The sequence below is a fragment of the Pseudomonas citronellolis genome (assembly GCF_001586155.1).
In the GTDB taxonomy this organism is placed as follows: Bacteria; Pseudomonadota; Gammaproteobacteria; order Pseudomonadales; family Pseudomonadaceae; genus Pseudomonas; species Pseudomonas citronellolis.
This window is the reverse complement of sequence record NZ_CP014158.1, coordinates 6,430,840-6,445,515: the sequence shown is the minus strand read 5'-3', so window position 1 is coordinate 6,445,515 and position 14,676 is coordinate 6,430,840. Positions and strand designations below refer to the sequence as shown.

General features: G+C 68.1%; 11 protein-coding genes. 3 read left to right on the top strand and 8 right to left on the bottom strand.

Features of this window, described 5'->3' with window-relative positions:
* Nucleotides 1-52: 52 nt before the first annotated feature.
* The gene (hemE, locus tag PcP3B5_RS28130) at nucleotides 53-1,117 is read left to right on the top strand and encodes a uroporphyrinogen decarboxylase (RefSeq protein ID WP_061562992.1); all 1,065 of its coding nucleotides are present in this window, start codon (nucleotides 53-55) and stop codon (nucleotides 1,115-1,117) included.
* A gap of 151 nt (nucleotides 1,118-1,268) precedes the next feature.
* Here hemE and gabP read toward each other — a convergent pair whose 3' ends face one another.
* Both gabP and PcP3B5_RS28120 read right to left on the bottom strand, forming a co-directional pair.
* Nucleotides 1,269-2,666: a GABA permease gene (gabP, locus tag PcP3B5_RS28125; protein ID WP_058070736.1), complete on the bottom strand. Its 1,398-nt coding sequence runs from the start codon at nucleotides 2,664-2,666 to the stop codon at nucleotides 1,269-1,271.
* A gap of 261 nt (nucleotides 2,667-2,927) precedes the next feature.
* Nucleotides 2,928-4,250: an MFS transporter gene (locus PcP3B5_RS28120; protein ID WP_058070735.1), complete on the bottom strand. Its 1,323-nt coding sequence runs from the start codon at nucleotides 4,248-4,250 to the stop codon at nucleotides 2,928-2,930.
* A 183-nt stretch (nucleotides 4,251-4,433) separates the two neighbouring features.
* On the opposite strand from PcP3B5_RS28120, the gene PcP3B5_RS28115 reads away from it, so the two are divergent.
* Nucleotides 4,434-5,327 carry a LysR family transcriptional regulator gene (locus PcP3B5_RS28115; RefSeq protein WP_009613623.1) on the top strand — a complete coding sequence of 298 codons (894 nt, stop codon included), beginning with the start codon at nucleotides 4,434-4,436 and terminating at the stop codon, nucleotides 5,325-5,327.
* Nucleotides 5,328-5,416: 89 nt separating this feature from the next.
* Complete coding sequence (locus PcP3B5_RS28110; RefSeq protein WP_009613622.1) at nucleotides 5,417-6,184, top strand: ParA family protein; 768 nt, start codon at nucleotides 5,417-5,419, stop codon at nucleotides 6,182-6,184.
* A gap of 11 nt (nucleotides 6,185-6,195) precedes the next feature.
* Here PcP3B5_RS28110 and PcP3B5_RS28105 read toward each other — a convergent pair whose 3' ends face one another.
* From PcP3B5_RS28105 to mscK, 6 genes are all read right to left on the bottom strand, one after another.
* Nucleotides 6,196-7,005 carry a universal stress protein gene (locus PcP3B5_RS28105; RefSeq protein WP_061562991.1) on the bottom strand — a complete coding sequence of 270 codons (810 nt, stop codon included), beginning with the start codon at nucleotides 7,003-7,005 and terminating at the stop codon, nucleotides 6,196-6,198.
* Nucleotides 7,006-7,081: 76 nt separating this feature from the next.
* Entirely contained in the window at nucleotides 7,082-7,525 is a 444-nt protein-coding gene (locus tag PcP3B5_RS28100) for a PaaI family thioesterase (protein WP_009613620.1), read from the bottom strand.
* A gap of 104 nt (nucleotides 7,526-7,629) precedes the next feature.
* Nucleotides 7,630-8,064, bottom strand: coding sequence for a thioredoxin TrxC (trxC, locus tag PcP3B5_RS28095; protein WP_061562990.1), 435 nt, complete (start codon nucleotides 8,062-8,064; stop codon nucleotides 7,630-7,632).
* A gap of 52 nt (nucleotides 8,065-8,116) precedes the next feature.
* Nucleotides 8,117-9,394, bottom strand: coding sequence for a bifunctional O-acetylhomoserine aminocarboxypropyltransferase/cysteine synthase (locus PcP3B5_RS28090; RefSeq protein WP_061562989.1), 1,278 nt, complete (start codon nucleotides 9,392-9,394; stop codon nucleotides 8,117-8,119).
* Between the two features lie 321 nt (nucleotides 9,395-9,715).
* Nucleotides 9,716-11,176, bottom strand: a complete 1,461-nt coding sequence (gene selO, locus PcP3B5_RS28085) for a protein adenylyltransferase SelO (RefSeq protein WP_061563349.1) — start codon at nucleotides 11,174-11,176, stop codon at nucleotides 9,716-9,718.
* 63 nt (nucleotides 11,177-11,239) lie between these two features.
* Nucleotides 11,240-14,608 carry a mechanosensitive channel MscK gene (mscK, locus tag PcP3B5_RS28080; protein WP_061562988.1) on the bottom strand — a complete coding sequence of 1,123 codons (3,369 nt, stop codon included), beginning with the start codon at nucleotides 14,606-14,608 and terminating at the stop codon, nucleotides 11,240-11,242.
* Between the last annotated feature and the right edge of the window lie 68 nt (nucleotides 14,609-14,676).

Below are 14,676 nucleotides of genomic sequence, written 5' to 3'. Positions count from 1 at the left end.
CTTTTGCTTTGGGCTTTGCGAAAATGCCCGCACTTTTTTGCCGGATGCCGCCATGACTGCCCTGAAGAACGATCGCTTCCTCCGTGCCCTGCTCAAGCAGCCCGTCGACGTTACCCCCGTGTGGATGATGCGCCAGGCCGGCCGCTATCTCCCGGAATACCGCGCCACCCGTGCCAAGGCCGGGGACTTCATGAGCCTGTGCATGAACCCGCAGCTGGCCTGCGAGGTGACCCTGCAGCCGCTGGACCGCTACCCGCAGCTGGACGCGGCGATCCTCTTCTCCGACATCCTCACCATCCCCGACGCCATGGGCCAGGGCCTGTTCTTCGAAACCGGCGAAGGCCCGCGCTTCAAGAAGGTGGTCTCCAGCCTGGCCGACATCGAGGCGCTGCCGATTCCCGATCCGGAGAAGGACCTGGGCTACGTCATGGACGCGGTGCGCACCATCCGCCGCGAGCTGAACGGCCGGGTGCCGCTGATCGGCTTCTCCGGCAGTCCCTGGACCCTCGCCACCTACATGGTTGAAGGCGGCTCCAGCAGGGACTTCCGCAAGTCCAAGGCGATGCTCTACGACAACCCGCAGGCCATGCATGCGCTACTCGACAAGCTGGCGCAGTCGGTCACCAGCTACCTCAACGGGCAGATCCGCGCTGGCGCCCAGGCCGTGCAGATCTTCGACTCCTGGGGCGGCAGCCTGTCGTCGGCGGCGTACCAGGAATTCTCCCTGGCCTACATGAAGAAGATCGTCGACGGCCTGATCCGCGAGCACGACGGCCGCCAGGTGCCGGTGATCCTCTTCACCAAGGGCGGCGGCCTGTGGCTGGAATCCATGGCCGACACCGGCGCCGAAGCGCTGGGCCTGGACTGGACCTGCGACATCGGCAACGCCCGCGCCCGCGTCGGCGACAAGGTGGCGCTGCAGGGCAACATGGACCCGTCGGTGCTCTACGCCAACCCGGAAGCCATCCGCCGCGAAGTAGCGCGCATCCTCGGCGCCTACGGCCAGGGCAGCGGCCACGTGTTCAACCTCGGCCACGGCATCACCCCGGAAGTCGACCCGGCCCACGCCGGCGCCTTCTTCGAGGCGGTGCACGAGCTGTCGGCGCAGTATCACTGACGCTTCGCCCTGCGGACATGGTCGGGAAATTCGGTGCCAATCTGTAGGAGCGGGCCCTGCCCGCGATTCGCGCGCAGGGCGCGCTCCTACAAAACATGCACCCAACGAAAAAGCCCCGCCATTGGCGGGGCTTTTTCATGGGCGCTGTGCGTCAGGCGGCGTCGGCCGCGTAGCCGGCGGCGCGCTGCTGGGCCTTGCGACGGTTCGCCACCAGCAGGCCGGAGCACACGACCACGATGGTCAGCAGGGCGGTGGCGACCACCTCCATGCGGTGGTCCGGGCGGATCATCATGGTTACCAGGGCGCCGGCGATGAACAGGATCACCGCCCAGGTCAGCCAGGGGAACAGCCACATCTTCAGCGTCAGCTGGTGGCCCTGGGCGAGCAGCTTCTTGCGCATGTTCAGCTGCGAGATGGCGATCACCAGGTACACCAGCAGGGCGATGGCGCCGGAGCTGGCCAGCAGGAAGTTGAACACTTCGGCCGGGGCCAGGTAGTTGGCGAAGGTGCACAGGAAGGCCATGGCGGTGGACAGCAGCACGGCATACACCGGGGTGCGGCTGGCGCTGGTCGCCTGGGCGATGCGCGGGGCGTCGCCGCGCTTGCTCAGCGAGTACATCATCCGCGAGGCGGTGTAGAGCGCCGAGTTCAGGCAGCTGGTCACCGAGACCAGGACGATGATGTCGACGATCAGCTTGGCGTAGGGCACGTGCAGGTGCTCCAGCACGGTCTGGTAGGAGCCCATGCTCACCAGGCGCGGGTCGTTCCACGGCACCAGGCAGACCACGATCAGGATCGACAGCAGGTAGAACAGCGCGATCCGCCAGATCACCGAGTTGGTGGCGCGGGTGATCTGCTGCGCCGGGTCCTTGGACTCGGTGGCGGCGATGGTGACGATCTCCGAGCCCATGAAGGAGAACATGGTGGTCAGCAGGGCCGCCAGCACGGCGCCCCAGCCCTTGGGCAGGAAGCCGCCCTCGGCGTACAGGTGGCTGATGCCGCTGACCTCGGGGTTCGGCGAGACGCCGAAGATGGCCGCGCAACCCATGACCAGGAAGGCGATGATCGAGCCGACCTTGATCAGTGCCAGCCAGAACTCGAACTCACCGTAGTTCTTCACGCTGAACAGGTTGGTCACGGTCAGCGCCGCGGTGATCACGAAGGCCAGGACCCAGATCGGCGCGCCGGGGATCCAGGCGTGGATGATGGCGGCGGCGGCGTTGGCCTCCAGCGGGATCACCAGCACCCAGAACCACCAGTACAGCCAGCCGATGGTGAAGCCGGCCCAGTGGCCGATGGCGCGGTCGGCGTAGGTGGAGAAGGAGCCGCTGTCCGGCTGCGCGACGGCCATTTCGGCCAGCATGCGCATGACCAGGACCACCAGCAGGCCGGCGACCAGGTAGGAGACCATGACACCCGGGCCGGCTTCGGCGATGGCGTGGCCGGAGCCGACGAAGAGGCCGGCGCCGATGGCCCCGGCGATGGACAACATGGTGACGTGGCGGTTCTTCAGGCCCTGGGCCAGACCGGCGGATGGGGTACTGCTCATGCGTTACCTACAGCGAGAAAAGGAAGGAAATGCGTCCTGCGCAGCCGAAGCCGTTTTGATAATCCAACGAGGTGTTCCTTTTCCTGAACGCAAGATGCGCGCCACATTTTGTTACGACCTTGGTCGTAGGCGCGAAAAAGTTGGGTAGAAGTGCCACGACGCCCCGGGATAGGGGCGTCGCGATCATGGGAATGTCATATCCAGAGGCGACACTGGCATATCTGTCGCCGACAGAATCGAAACTGAGTGTGTAGAAACTACTCAGTTGTGCGGGGTGCTCAGCGCGGGAAGGGTGCGCGGTAACACTGCCAGACGCGCCAGGTGCAACGCCACCAGCACGGCGATGCTCAGCAGCGCGGCGATGAACAGGCCGACGCCGGTCCAGCCGAAGTGGTGCCAGAACACCCCGCCGGTGGTGCCGGCCACGCTGGAGCCCAGGTAATAGCTGAACAGGTACAGCGACGAGGCCTGGCCCTTGGCCTTGAGCGCGCGGCGGCCGATCCAGCTGCTGGCCACCGAGTGCGCGGCGAAGAAGCCGAAGGTGAACAGCAGCATGCCCGCGACTATCAGCGGCAGCGCCGGCAGCAGGGTCAGCAGCAGGCCGCTGAGCATCAGCACTATCACCGCCCAGAGCACCTTGCGCCGGCCCAGGCGGTCGGCCAGCGAGCCGACCCAGGCGGAGCTGTAAATGCCCACCAGGTACACCAGCGAGAGCACGCCGACCACGGCCTGGCTGAGGTGGTACGGATCGGCCAGCAGGCGGTAGCCGATGTAGTTGAACAGGGTGACGAAGGCGCCCATCAGCAGGAAGCCCTCGAGGAACAGCCAGGGCAGGCCGGCGTCGCGCAGGTGCGAGGCGAAGCCGTCGGCCAGTTGCCGGAGGTTCAGCGCGGTGGGGCGGAAGTTGCGCGACTCCGGGAGAATGCGCCAGAACACCACGGCCGCCACCAGGGCCAGGCCGCCGAGGATGGCGATGGCCGCGTGCCAGGACATGAAGTCCACCAGCACGCCGGTGATCAGCCGCCCGCTCATGCCGCCGATGGCGTTGCCGCCGATGTACAGCCCCATGGACAGGCCGATGTGCTGCGGGTGGATTTCCTCGCTCAGGTAGGTCATGCCCACCGCCGCCAGGCCGCTGAGCGACAGCCCGACCAGCGCGCGCATGGCCAGCACCCCGTGCCAGGTCGGCATCACCGCGCTGGCCAGGGTGAAGAGGGCGGCGAAGGCCAGCGAGGCGACCATGATCGGCTTGCGCCCGATGGCGTCGGAAATCGGCCCGGTGACCAGCAGGCCGAGGGCCATCATGATGGTCGCGATGGACAGCACCAGGCTGCTCTGCGCGGCGCTGAGGGCGAAGGTCTGCGACAGCACCGGCATCATCGGCTGCACGCAGTAGAGCAGGGCGAAGGTGGCGAAGCCGCCGGAGAACAGCGCAAGCGAGGTGCGCATGAAGGCCGGGGTGCCTTTCTCGATGTAGCTCTCGATGTCGTTCACGGCGCCGGCCAGCGCCTGGTTGGCCGCCTCGGCGGCCTGCAGCAAGGCGGGTTCGGAATCCGACGAAGCCCGCACGGCAGAGTGACTCACAACTCACCTCGATTCTGGAAAGGGGTGTGCCTCGCGGCGAGCGAAATCGGCCCGCGCAGCCAGGCTGGCAGAAAGTGGAAAGTCGTTATTGGGCTTGTGTGACAAGGATAAGGAAGGGCTTTTATTATTTCCAATATATTGATCGACACGTTTGATATGTAATTCGACTCATTCGGAGTTCCCATGGAGCTGCGCCACCTGCGTTACTTCATCGCCGTCGCCGAGGAACTGCATTTCGGCCGCGCCGCCGAGGCCCTGGGCATCTCCCAGCCGCCGCTGAGCCAGCAGATCCAGGCGCTGGAGGAGGAGATAGGCGCGCGCCTGCTGGAGCGCACCAACCGTCGGGTGGCGCTGACCGAAGCCGGCCGGCTGTTCCTCGACGAGGCCCGCCAGGTGTTGGCCCAGGTCGACCGCGCGGTGCTGCTGGCGCGCCGCGCGCACCAGGGCGAACTGGGCGAGCTGCGCATCGGCTTCACCGCCTCGGCGCCCTTCACCTCGGCCATCCCGCGCAGTATCCACGCCTTCCGCCAGGCCTACCCGGAAGTGCACCTGGACCTGCAGGAGATGAGCAGCCGGCAGATCGTCGAAGCGCTGCAGGAAGAGCGCCTGCAGGTTGGGGTGATCCGCTCCTTCCAGCTGCCGGCCTCGCTGGAGGCGGTGGAGCTGTTCAGCGAACCGCTGGTGGCGGTGCTGCGCGCCGACCACCCGCTGGCCCGCGATTCGCTGGAGGGCCTGGAGCTGGCGGCGCTGGCCGAGGAGCCCTTCGTGTTCTTCCCGCGCAGCTACGGCACCGGCCTCTACGACCAGTTGCAGGCGCTGGCGCGGCAGGCCGGTTTCACCCCGCGCATCAGCCAGGAGGCCGGCGAGGCCATGACCATCATCGGCCTGGTGGCGGCGGGCCTGGGGGTTTCCATGCTGCCCGGCTCGTTCCGCCGCACGCGGGTGGACGGGGTGGTCTACCGCACCCTGCTGGACCCTGGCGCGACCAGCTCGGTATGGCTGGTGCGGCGGCGCAGCGAGAGGTCCCCGGCGGCGCTGGCCTTCATCGAGCTGGTCACCCGCGGCGCGGCGGCCTAGGCGCCGCCCGACGGCATGCGCAAGTGCTCGCCCTCGTCATGGGCATTGCATAGAATCCGCTGTCACTTGAACGGCTTGGAGGGGTGCTCATGCGTCGCGTGGTTTTCAATCAGAAGGGCGGGGTCGGCAAGTCGAGCATTGCCTGCAACCTGGCCGCCGTGAGCGCCGCCGAGGGCTACCGCACGCTGCTGGTGGATCTGGACGCCCAGGGCAATTCCACCCATTACCTCACCGGCCTGACCGGCGACGACGTGCCCATGGGCATCGCCGACTTCTTCAAGCAGAGCCTCTCCGGCGGCCCCTTCGCCCGCAAGGGCAAGGTGGACATCTACGAGACGCCGTTCGACAACCTCCATGTGGTGACCGCCACCGCCGAGTTGGCCGACCTGCAGCCCAAGCTCGAGGCCAAGCACAAGATCAACAAGCTGCGCAAACTGCTCGACGAGCTGGCCGAGGATTACGACCGCATCTACCTGGACACCCCGCCGGCGCTGAACTTCTACACGGTATCCGCGCTGATCGCCGCCGACCGCTGCCTGATCCCCTTCGACTGCGACAGCTTCTCCCGCCAGGCGCTGTACGGCCTGCTGCGCGAGATCGAGGAGCTGAAGGAGGACCACAACGAGGACCTGGAAGTGGAGGGCATCGTGGTCAACCAGTTCCAGCCGCGCGCCAGCCTGCCGCAGCAACTGCTCGACGAACTGGTGGAAGAGGAAATGCCGGTGCTGCCGGTGTACCTGATGAGCTCGGTGAAGATGCGCGAGTCGCACCAGGCCTGCACCCCGCTGATCTACCTCGACCCCCGCCACAAGCTGACCCAGCAGTTCGTCGAACTGCACGGTCTGCTTGAAGCTTGAAGCTGCTCTATTCAGGCACTGACCAGCAGGTCGCAAGGCGGCCGGCGCAGGTAGTAGCGCGCCGTGCTGCCCAGCAGGGCCTGCTGTAGCGCGCCGCGCCCGCGGCTGCCGAGCACCAGTAGCTGCGGCTGCCAGTCGGCCAGGCTGTGGTCCAGCGCTTCGCGAACCCCCATCGAACTCACCAGGCACTCGAGTTGCGGCAGCGGGCCGCCCACCTGCTGGCTCTCGTCGTGCATCATCTGTTCCAGCAGCTGGCGTTGCTCGTCCAGGCGTTCGCGCAGCCGGGCGGGGTCGTTGCCGGCGTCGTAGGCATGCAGGGCCCGCAGTTCGCCGCCCGGCGCCAACCAGGCGCAGGCGCTGCGCCAGGCGTGGCAGGCGCCGACGGAGAAGTCCAGGGCGCTGAGCGCCCGCCGGTAGGGGCGCAGCTGCGAATCGGTCACCAGCAGCGCGGGCACCCGGCTGCAGCGCAGGATCTGTTCCAGGGTGGTGCCGTCGAAACGCTCCACCAGCGCATGGCGGTGAGTGCCGGTGACCAGCAGGTCCGCCTGCAGCTCCTGCGCCGTGGCGGCTATCACGCTGGCCGGGCGGCCCTCGGCGACCAGCGGCTGGTAATCCACCAGGCCGGCGCTGCGGGCACTGTCCTGCAGCGCGGCGACGGCGCTCTGCCGGGCCTTGGCCAGCAGCGGCGCGCCCAGGGGCTGTTCGATGACGTGCAGCAGGCTGACGCGGGCATCGTGCTCGGCGGCCAGTTGCGCGGCGCGGCGCACGGCGACGTCGGCTTCGACGCTGAGGTCGTGGGCGACCAGGATGTGCTTGGGCATGGTGGGATCCTCCGGCGGTCCCACCACTCTGGCCCAGCCGCGCGCGCCCATGTTGACGCAGCGCAAGGGCCGCGGATCAACGGCTGCGCAGCTGATAGACGGCGCGGCTTTCCGCTACCACCTCGCCGTGGGCGTCCTTGAGCTGCAGCTCCAGCACGTACTCGGCCTTGCCGTTGAGCGTGGCTTCCTCGGCGATGCGCTTGAGCTCGGCCTCGTCCAGGCGGGCCTCCACCCGCACGTCGCTGGCCGCCGGGCGGCGAAAGCGCAGGCCGGCTTCCTTGACGATGGGGTAGAAGCGGTGGCTGTCGAAGCTGGTCAGGGTGATGACGCCGCCGGGCAGCTCGGCGAGGGTGAAGAGGGCGCCGGCGTACATGTTGCCCAGGTGGTTCTCGTTGCCGTGCAGCGGCATACGCAGGCGCACGTGGCCGCGTTCGAGGATTTCGGCCTTGAGCCCGCAGCGCTTGACGAAGGCGATGTGCTCTTCGGTCATCTGGCGGACGAATTCGACGGGAAAGGACATCGGGCGGCTCCGCTTCTTGTTCTGTCCAGGCAAGCCTAGCCGCCCTGCCGCGGCGGGCAATGACCGCTTCGCTCAGGCGCGCTGACCGAAGCGGTCGCGGCGCCTCACAGGCCCTGGCGGGCCAGCCAGTCGAGCAGTTGCGGCAGCGGCAGGGCGCCGCTCTGGCGCGCCACTTCGCGGCCGTCCTTGAAGAGGATCAGGCTGGGGATGGAGCGGATGCCCAGTTGCCCGGCCAGGCGCGGGTTGGCCTCGCTGTCGAGCTTGGCCAGGCGGCAGCGCCCGGAAAGCCGCGCGGCGGCCTGCTCGAAGGTGGGCGCGAAGGCCTTGCATGGGCCGCACCAGTCGGCCCAGACGTCCAGCAGCAGCGGCAGGTCGCCCTTGAGCTGGGCGGCGAAGCCGGCTTCGTCGATGGCGAAGGGCTTGCCCGGCAGCACCTCGTGCTTGCAGCGCCCGCAGCGCGGATGGTCGCCCAGGCGCGCGGCCGGCAGGCGGTTGAGCCCGCCGCAGTGCGGGCAGGGAATCAGCAGGGGGTCGGTCATGGAGCGGCTCCGGAAGAGGATTCCCCCAATCTGGAGCCGCACCCGGCGGATATCAAGCCGCGGCGGCGGCCAGGGCCTGTTCGAGGTCGGCGATGATGTCGTCGCTGTGCTCGATGCCGATGGACAGCCGCACCATGTCCTGGCTCACCCCGGCGCGGGCCAGTTCCTCGGCGTTGAGCTGGCGGTGGGTGGTGCTGGCCGGGTGGCAGGCCAGGGACTTGGCGTCGCCGATGTTGACCAGGCGCACCACCAGCTTCAGCGCGTCGATGAAGCGCGCGCCGGCCTCGGCGCCGCCCTGGATGCCGAAGGACAGGATCGAGGCCGGCTTGCCGTCCATGTAGCGTTTGGCCAGGGCGTGCTCGGGGTGCTCCGGCAGGCCGGCGTATTTCACCCAGGCCACCTGCGGGTGCTGCTCCAGGTAGTGGGCGACCTTCAGCGCGTTCTCGCAGTGGCGCTCCATGCGCAGGGCGAGGGTCTCCAGGCCCTGGAGGATGAGGAAGGCGTTGAACGGCGACAGCGCCGCGCCGGTGTTGCGCAGCGGCACCACGCGGCAGCGGCCGATGAACGCGGCCGGGCCGAAGGCTTCGGTGTAGGTCACGCCGTGGTAGGACGGGTCCGGGGTGTTGAGCAGCGGGAAGCGCTCCTTGTGCTGCGCCCAGGGGAACTTGCCGGAGTCGACCACGATGCCGCCGATGCTGGTGCCGTGGCCGCCGATGTACTTGGTCAGCGAATGCACGACTATGTCCGCGCCGTGCTCGAAGGGCCGGCAGAGGATGGGCGTCGCCACGGTGTTGTCGACGATCAGCGGCACGCCATGGCGGTGCGCGGCGTCGGCCAGGGCCTGGAGGTCGACGATGTTGCCCGCCGGGTTGCCGATGGATTCGCAGAACACCGCCTTGGTGCGCTCGTCGATCAGCGCTTCCAGCGCGGCCACGTCGTCGTGAGGCGCGAAGCGCGTCTGGATGCCGAAGCGCGGCAGGGTGTGGGCCAGCAGGTTGTAGGTGCCGCCGTAGAGCTTGGCCACCGAGACGATGTTGTCGCCGGCCTCGGCCACCGTCTGGATGGCGTAGGTGATGGCGGCCATGCCCGAAGCCACGGCCAGCGCCCCCACGCCGCCTTCCAGGGCGGCGACGCGCTGCTCCAGCACGTCGTTGGTGGGGTTCATGATCCGCGTGTAGATGTTGCCGGCCACCTTCAGGTCGAACAGGTCGGCGCCGTGCTGGGTGTCGTCGAAGGCGTAGGAGGTGGTCTGGTAGATCGGCACGGCCACTGCCTTGGTGGTCGGGTCGGGGCTGTAGCCGGCGTGGATCGCCAGGGTTTCCAGTTTCATTGTTCGAGCATCCTTGGTGGGCAGAAAGCCCTGAGGATGCGAGCGGCGCCAGCGCCGGTCAATGACCCGGAGCAATGCCCGCCGGGCGGCGGCAGAACGATTTTGCCTGAGCTTATAACCGCCTCAGAACCTGTTTACGATCTCGCGAGCTAGAGCAGAACAAGGCGCAACGACCAACGGGAGTAACAGCCGAAGGCTGGCCCGAAGTGCGAGCGCAGCGAGTCAAATAGGCGAGAGAGCGCAGTTTAGTTCGCTAAATGAGCATCGCTCGCCTGTTTTTAACGCAGTTATGCCGACGCGCAGCAGATCGTAAACAGGTTCTCAGGAGGAGCAACTGATCTCCAGGCGCCGTCCCCAGTCCGGCGGGCGGCGGGTGAAGGCTTCGCGTCCGGGCTGTTCCTCGAAGGGCTTGCTGAGCGTCTCGTGCAGCTCGCGCACCACCGAGTAGTCGCCCTGTTCGGCGGCGGCGATGGCTTCCTGGGCCAGGTAGTTGCGCAGCACGTACAGCGGGTTCACCGCGTGCATGCGGGCGCGGCGGTCGTCCTGGCTGCCGCCTTCGCGTTCGGCGCGGGCGCAGTAGTCGGTGGCCCAGGCGTCGAAGCCGGCGAGGTCGACGAAGTCTTCGCGGACCTGCGCCAGCGCCTGTTCCGGCGCCTGCTCGCCGAGGCGGCGGAAGAACAGGCTGTAGTCCACCGCGCCGCTCTGCATGGCCTGCAGCAGGCGCTGCACCAGGTCCAGGTCGCCGTCCTCCGCGGTGGCGAAGCCCAGGCGGCGGCGCATCAGGTCCAGGTAGTGGGCCTGGTACAGCGGCAGGAACAGGCCGAGGGCCTCGCGCAGTTCGTCCACCTCGACGAAGGGCGTCAGCGCCTGGGCCAGGGCCGCCAGGTTCCAGTGGGCAATGGGCACCTGGTTGTTGAAGCTGTAGCGCCCGGCGTCGTCGGAGTGGTTGCAGATGTGCTTGGCGTCGAAGTCGTCGAGGAAGGCGTAGGGGCCGTAGTCGAAGGTGATGCCGAGGATCGACATGTTGTCGGTGTTCATCACCCCGTGGCAGAAGCCGTAGGCCTGCCAGTGGGCGATGAGTTCGGCGTTGCTTTCCACCACGGCGCGGAAGAACGCGGCGTAGGGTTGCGGCTGCTCCAGGCACTCGGGGAAGTGGTTGGCCAGGACGAAGTCGCCCAGTTCCTTCAGCTTGTCGTGCTGCTGGGTGTAGTAGAAGTACTCGAAGTGGCCGAAGCGCACGTGGCTGGGCGCCAGGCGCAGCAGCATGGCGGCGCTTTCCCTGGTCTCGCGCCACACCGGGGTGTCCGAACCGGTGACGCAAAGCGCGCGGCTGCTGGGGATGCCCAGGGCGTGCAGGTATTCGCTGGCGAGGAATTCGCGGATCGAGCTGCGCAGCACCGCGCGGCCGTCGCCCATGCGCGAGTAGGGCGTCTGCCCGGCGCCTTTGAGGTGCAGGTCCCAGTGCTGGCCGGCGTCGTTGACCACCTCGCCCAGCAGCAGGCCGCGGCCGTCGCCCAGGCGCGGGTTGTAGGCGCCGAACTGGTGGCCGGAGTAGACCATCGCCCGCGGCTCGGCCTCGGACCAGAGCTTGTGCCCGGAGAAGATTTCGGCGAACACCGGTTCCCCGGCCACCGCCGGGTCGAGGTCGAGCAGCGCCATTGCGGCGGGGCTGGCCACCACCAGGCGCGGCTCGGCGATGGGGTCGGGCAGGACTTCGGTGGAAAAGGCGTCGCCCAGGCGGGCGAAGCGGTTGTCGAAGGTCAGTTCGTCGAGCTGTTTCACGGTCACAGGCGGGCTCCGGTAAGTCCGAGCATTGTGCTCGGACTTGTCCGGAGCCGTCCAGACTCAGGGCTTGCTGCCGGGCGGCAGCGGCGGGTCCTGGTCCTTCAGCGGCGCGCCGGGAAGCGCCAGGGGCAACTGGGTGACGTTCTGCGCCAGGTGGATTTCCTTGCCCTCGCCGTTCTTGACGAACACGTCCAGCTGGTTGAAGGCCATGTCCACGCCGTGCTCGCGGAAGCTCAGGGCGATGGCGGTGAGCAGTTCGTCCACCGCCGGGTTGCGGTCGCCCAGCTCGCGCACGTGGAAGCGCAGCTCGTAGTCGAAGGTGCTGGCGCTGATGGCCAGGAAGTACAGCGACGGCTCGGGGTCGCGCAGCACCCGCGGGTTGCCGCGGGCGGCTTCGAGCATGAGCTTGCGCGCCAGGGCCAGGTCGCTTTCGTAGGCCAGGCCGATCTTGATGGTCACGCGGGTCACGGTGTCGCTCAGCGACCAGTTGATCAGCTGCCCAGTGATGAAGGTCTGGTTGGGGACGATGATTTCCTTGCGGTCGAAGTCGGTGATGGTGGTGGCGCGGATGCGGATGCGGCTGACGGTGCCGGACAGGTTGCCGATGGTCACGGTGTCGCCGATGCGCACCGGGCGCTCGAAGAGGATGATCAGGCCGGAGACGAAGTTGGAGAAGATCGCCTGCAGGCCGAAGCCCAGGCCCACCGAGAGCGCCGCCACCAGCCACTGCAGCTTGTCCCAGCTGACGCCCAGGGTGGACAGCGCGCTGACGATGCCGACGCCACTGATGGCGTAGGACAGCAGGGTGGTGATGGCGTAGGCGCTGCCCTGGGCCAGGGTCAGGCGCTGCAGCACCAGCACTTCCAGCAGGCCCGGCAGGTTGCGCGCCAGGGCCACGGTCACCGCGGCGATGACCAGCGCCATGAGCACGTCGCCGAGGCTGATCGGCAGGCTGGTGGCGCTGTCGCCGCTGCCGCCGGTGTACTGGTAGAGGGTGACGTTGTCCAGGTAGGCGGCGACGCTGATCAGGTCGGCCCAGACCCAGTACAGCGCCACCACGAAGCCGATCAGCAGGCCCAGGCGGATCAGGCGCAGGGACTGCTCGTTGATCTGCTCGATGCCCAGGGTCGGCTCCTCCGCGGTCTCGTTGCCGTCGACGCCTTCCTTCGGCGGGTTCTGCCGCTTGGCCTGGGCGCGCTGGTAGGCCAGACGCCGCGCCGCCACGCTGAGGCCGCGGACGAAGGTGGCCTCGATCACCACCCAGACCATGAGCAGGAACAGGGTGTCGATCAGTCGGTCGCTCAGGCGCAGGGCGGTGTAGTAGTAGCCGAAGCACACGGCGACGAAGAGCAGCACCGGCAGCGCGGTGAAGAGCACGCCGACCACCATCTTCACCACCGACGGCCGGCTGGTGCTGGGGCTGGCGAAGAGCATGCGCGCCATCAGCCAGGTCATCACCGCGAAGCCGCTGAGCACCACGGCGATGCCGATGACGTCGTCGGCCAGGCTGCCGGGTTGGCGCTCGGCCACCGTGACCACCGCGGCCAGGGCCATGACCACCACGCCGAGGCGGCGGATCAGCTTGCTGCTGAAGCGCACCTGGGCCTGGCTCCAGTGGAAGTGCCGCTCGGCGATGCCGCCGGGGCTGAGGATGCGGTGCGCGGCGTAGAACACCAGCCAGACCTCGGCCATCTGCAGCAGCGCGGCGCCCAGGGTGGCGTTCTGCCCGCGGGCGTCGAGCATCAGGGCCAGGCCGGCGATGGCCAGGGTCAGGGTGCCGGGCAGCGCCAGCAGCAGCGCCAGCAGCAGGGCCAGCGGCGTGTGCGCCTGGCTGTCGCGCTTGAAGTGGCCGATGTCGTCGTTGATCGAGGCGAGCTTGTCGTAGAGGTAGCGGCGTTTCCACAGCAGCCCGGCGATCAGCAGCAACAGCGGCAGGAACAGCAGCGGGCGGTCGATCAGGCCCTCGCCCAGCTCGACCACCGCCGAGCCCCAGGGCACCTCGGAGAGCTGGTGCTGCAGCAGCGTCGGGGTCATCTTGAACCAGGACAGGTCCAGCGGGCGGTTGCTGGGAATCCAGAACATCTGCTCGTCGAGGGTGGCGCGCAGGTTGTCGCTGGTGTCCTTGAGCTGCTTCTGGTTCAGCTGCAGGGTGATGGCCTCGTTGAGCACGGCGTTGAGCTCGTGGTTGAGGCGCTCCATCAGCTCGCTGCGGGTGTCCACCAGGGTGGACAGGTCCTTGCGCAGCTGCGGGGTCACGGCTTCCTGGGGCTGCTGGGCGAGCAGGTCGTCGATGTACTGCTGCGGGTTGGCCAGTTCGTCGCGCTTCTGGTTCAGCTCGAACTGGTACAGGCGCAGGTCGGCGATCTCGTCGGCCAGTTCCTGGTCGGTCTTGATCTTCGGCAGCGACTGTTTCTGCTGGTAGAGCACCTTGGACAGCAGCAGGCTGCCGCGCAGCACGTTGATCTGCTGGTCGAGGGTCTGGTCGAGCTGGGTCAGGCTGTCCAGGTGCTGCTTGGCTTCGAGGTTGCGCCGCGTCAGCACGTTGAGGCGGTCGGTGGTGCGCAGCAGGTAGTCGGACAGGCGCAGGTTCTCGGCGTTCTCCTGGCTCAGCAGGCTGTCGCTGCCGGCGCCCTGGCTGCCGTCGCGGGCCAGCTCGGCGACGGTCTTCTCCGACTGCTCGCGGCGCATGCCGCTGATCATGGCCTGCAGTTCGAGGGTCTCGCGCTCGGCGCGGGCGACCTGTTCGCCCAGCAGGTCCTGCTGGCTGCTGGCCAGGTCCTGCAGCAGGTTGTTGCCGGCCAGTTGCTGGCGCAGCAGCTGGATCTGCGCGTTGAGCGCGGCCTGTTCGGCGAGCAGTTCGTTGCGCCGCTCGGGGGCCAGCGCCTTGCCGGTCTCCTTGCCGGCCTTGAGGATGTTGCCGATCTCCAGCAGGCGCGCCTGGGCGTTGCTGATGTCGGACTGGGCGCGTTCCGGGCGGGTCTGCGCGGTGATGTACTGGCTCTTCGCCTCGGTCAGCTGCTTCTGCCAGTCGGCCAGTTGGGTGGAGCGGTCGTTGAGCAGCATTTCCAGGCGGCTGACGTTCTCCCCGGCGTAGCGCTGGGCCGCCGGCTTCTCGCCGCTGCCCTTCAGGCGCGCCAGGGCGCGCTGGTTCTCCAGTATCTGCCGGGGGGCGTCGCTCAGGCTGGCCTTCAGCTCGGCCAACTGCTTCTCGCTGTCGTCGCGGGCGCCGAGCAGCTTCAGGGTGCGTTCGAGGCTGGCCTTGGTGGCCTTGGCATCGGCGTCGGCGAGCTTGCGCTCGGCCAGGCCGTCGAGGCTTTGCTGGACGGTTTCGGCGGACGGTGGCTGGTTGCTGTCCTCGGCGTGCGCGGGCAGGACGGCGAGGCAGCCGCCGAGCAGGGCGGCGGCGAGCAGGGTGCGCAGGGATTGCATGGTCGCGGTCAGCGGCTCTCGGTAGGTTGCAGTGAGGGTAGTGCGCCCGGTGCGGCGCCGGCAAGGCA

Excerpts from the sequence above, each read along its gene's own strand:
- hemE (WP_061562992.1), top strand. The coding sequence starts at position 53 with ATGACTGCCCTGAAGAACGATCGCTTCCTCCGTGCCCTGCTCAAGCAG.
- gabP (WP_058070736.1), bottom strand. The coding sequence starts at position 2,666 with ATGAGCAGTACCCCATCCGCCGGTCTGGCCCAGGGCCTGAAGAACCGC.
- PcP3B5_RS28115 (WP_009613623.1), top strand. The coding sequence starts at position 4,434 with ATGGAGCTGCGCCACCTGCGTTACTTCATCGCCGTCGCCGAGGAACTG.
- PcP3B5_RS28110 (WP_009613622.1), top strand. The coding sequence starts at position 5,417 with ATGCGTCGCGTGGTTTTCAATCAGAAGGGCGGGGTCGGCAAGTCGAGC.
- PcP3B5_RS28105 (WP_061562991.1), bottom strand. The coding sequence starts at position 7,005 with ATGCCCAAGCACATCCTGGTCGCCCACGACCTCAGCGTCGAAGCCGAC.
- PcP3B5_RS28100 (WP_009613620.1), bottom strand. The coding sequence starts at position 7,525 with ATGTCCTTTCCCGTCGAATTCGTCCGCCAGATGACCGAAGAGCACATC.
- trxC (WP_061562990.1), bottom strand. The coding sequence starts at position 8,064 with ATGACCGACCCCCTGCTGATTCCCTGCCCGCACTGCGGCGGGCTCAAC.
- PcP3B5_RS28090 (WP_061562989.1), bottom strand. The coding sequence starts at position 9,394 with ATGAAACTGGAAACCCTGGCGATCCACGCCGGCTACAGCCCCGACCCG.
- mscK (WP_061562988.1), bottom strand. The coding sequence starts at position 14,608 with ATGCAATCCCTGCGCACCCTGCTCGCCGCCGCCCTGCTCGGCGGCTGC.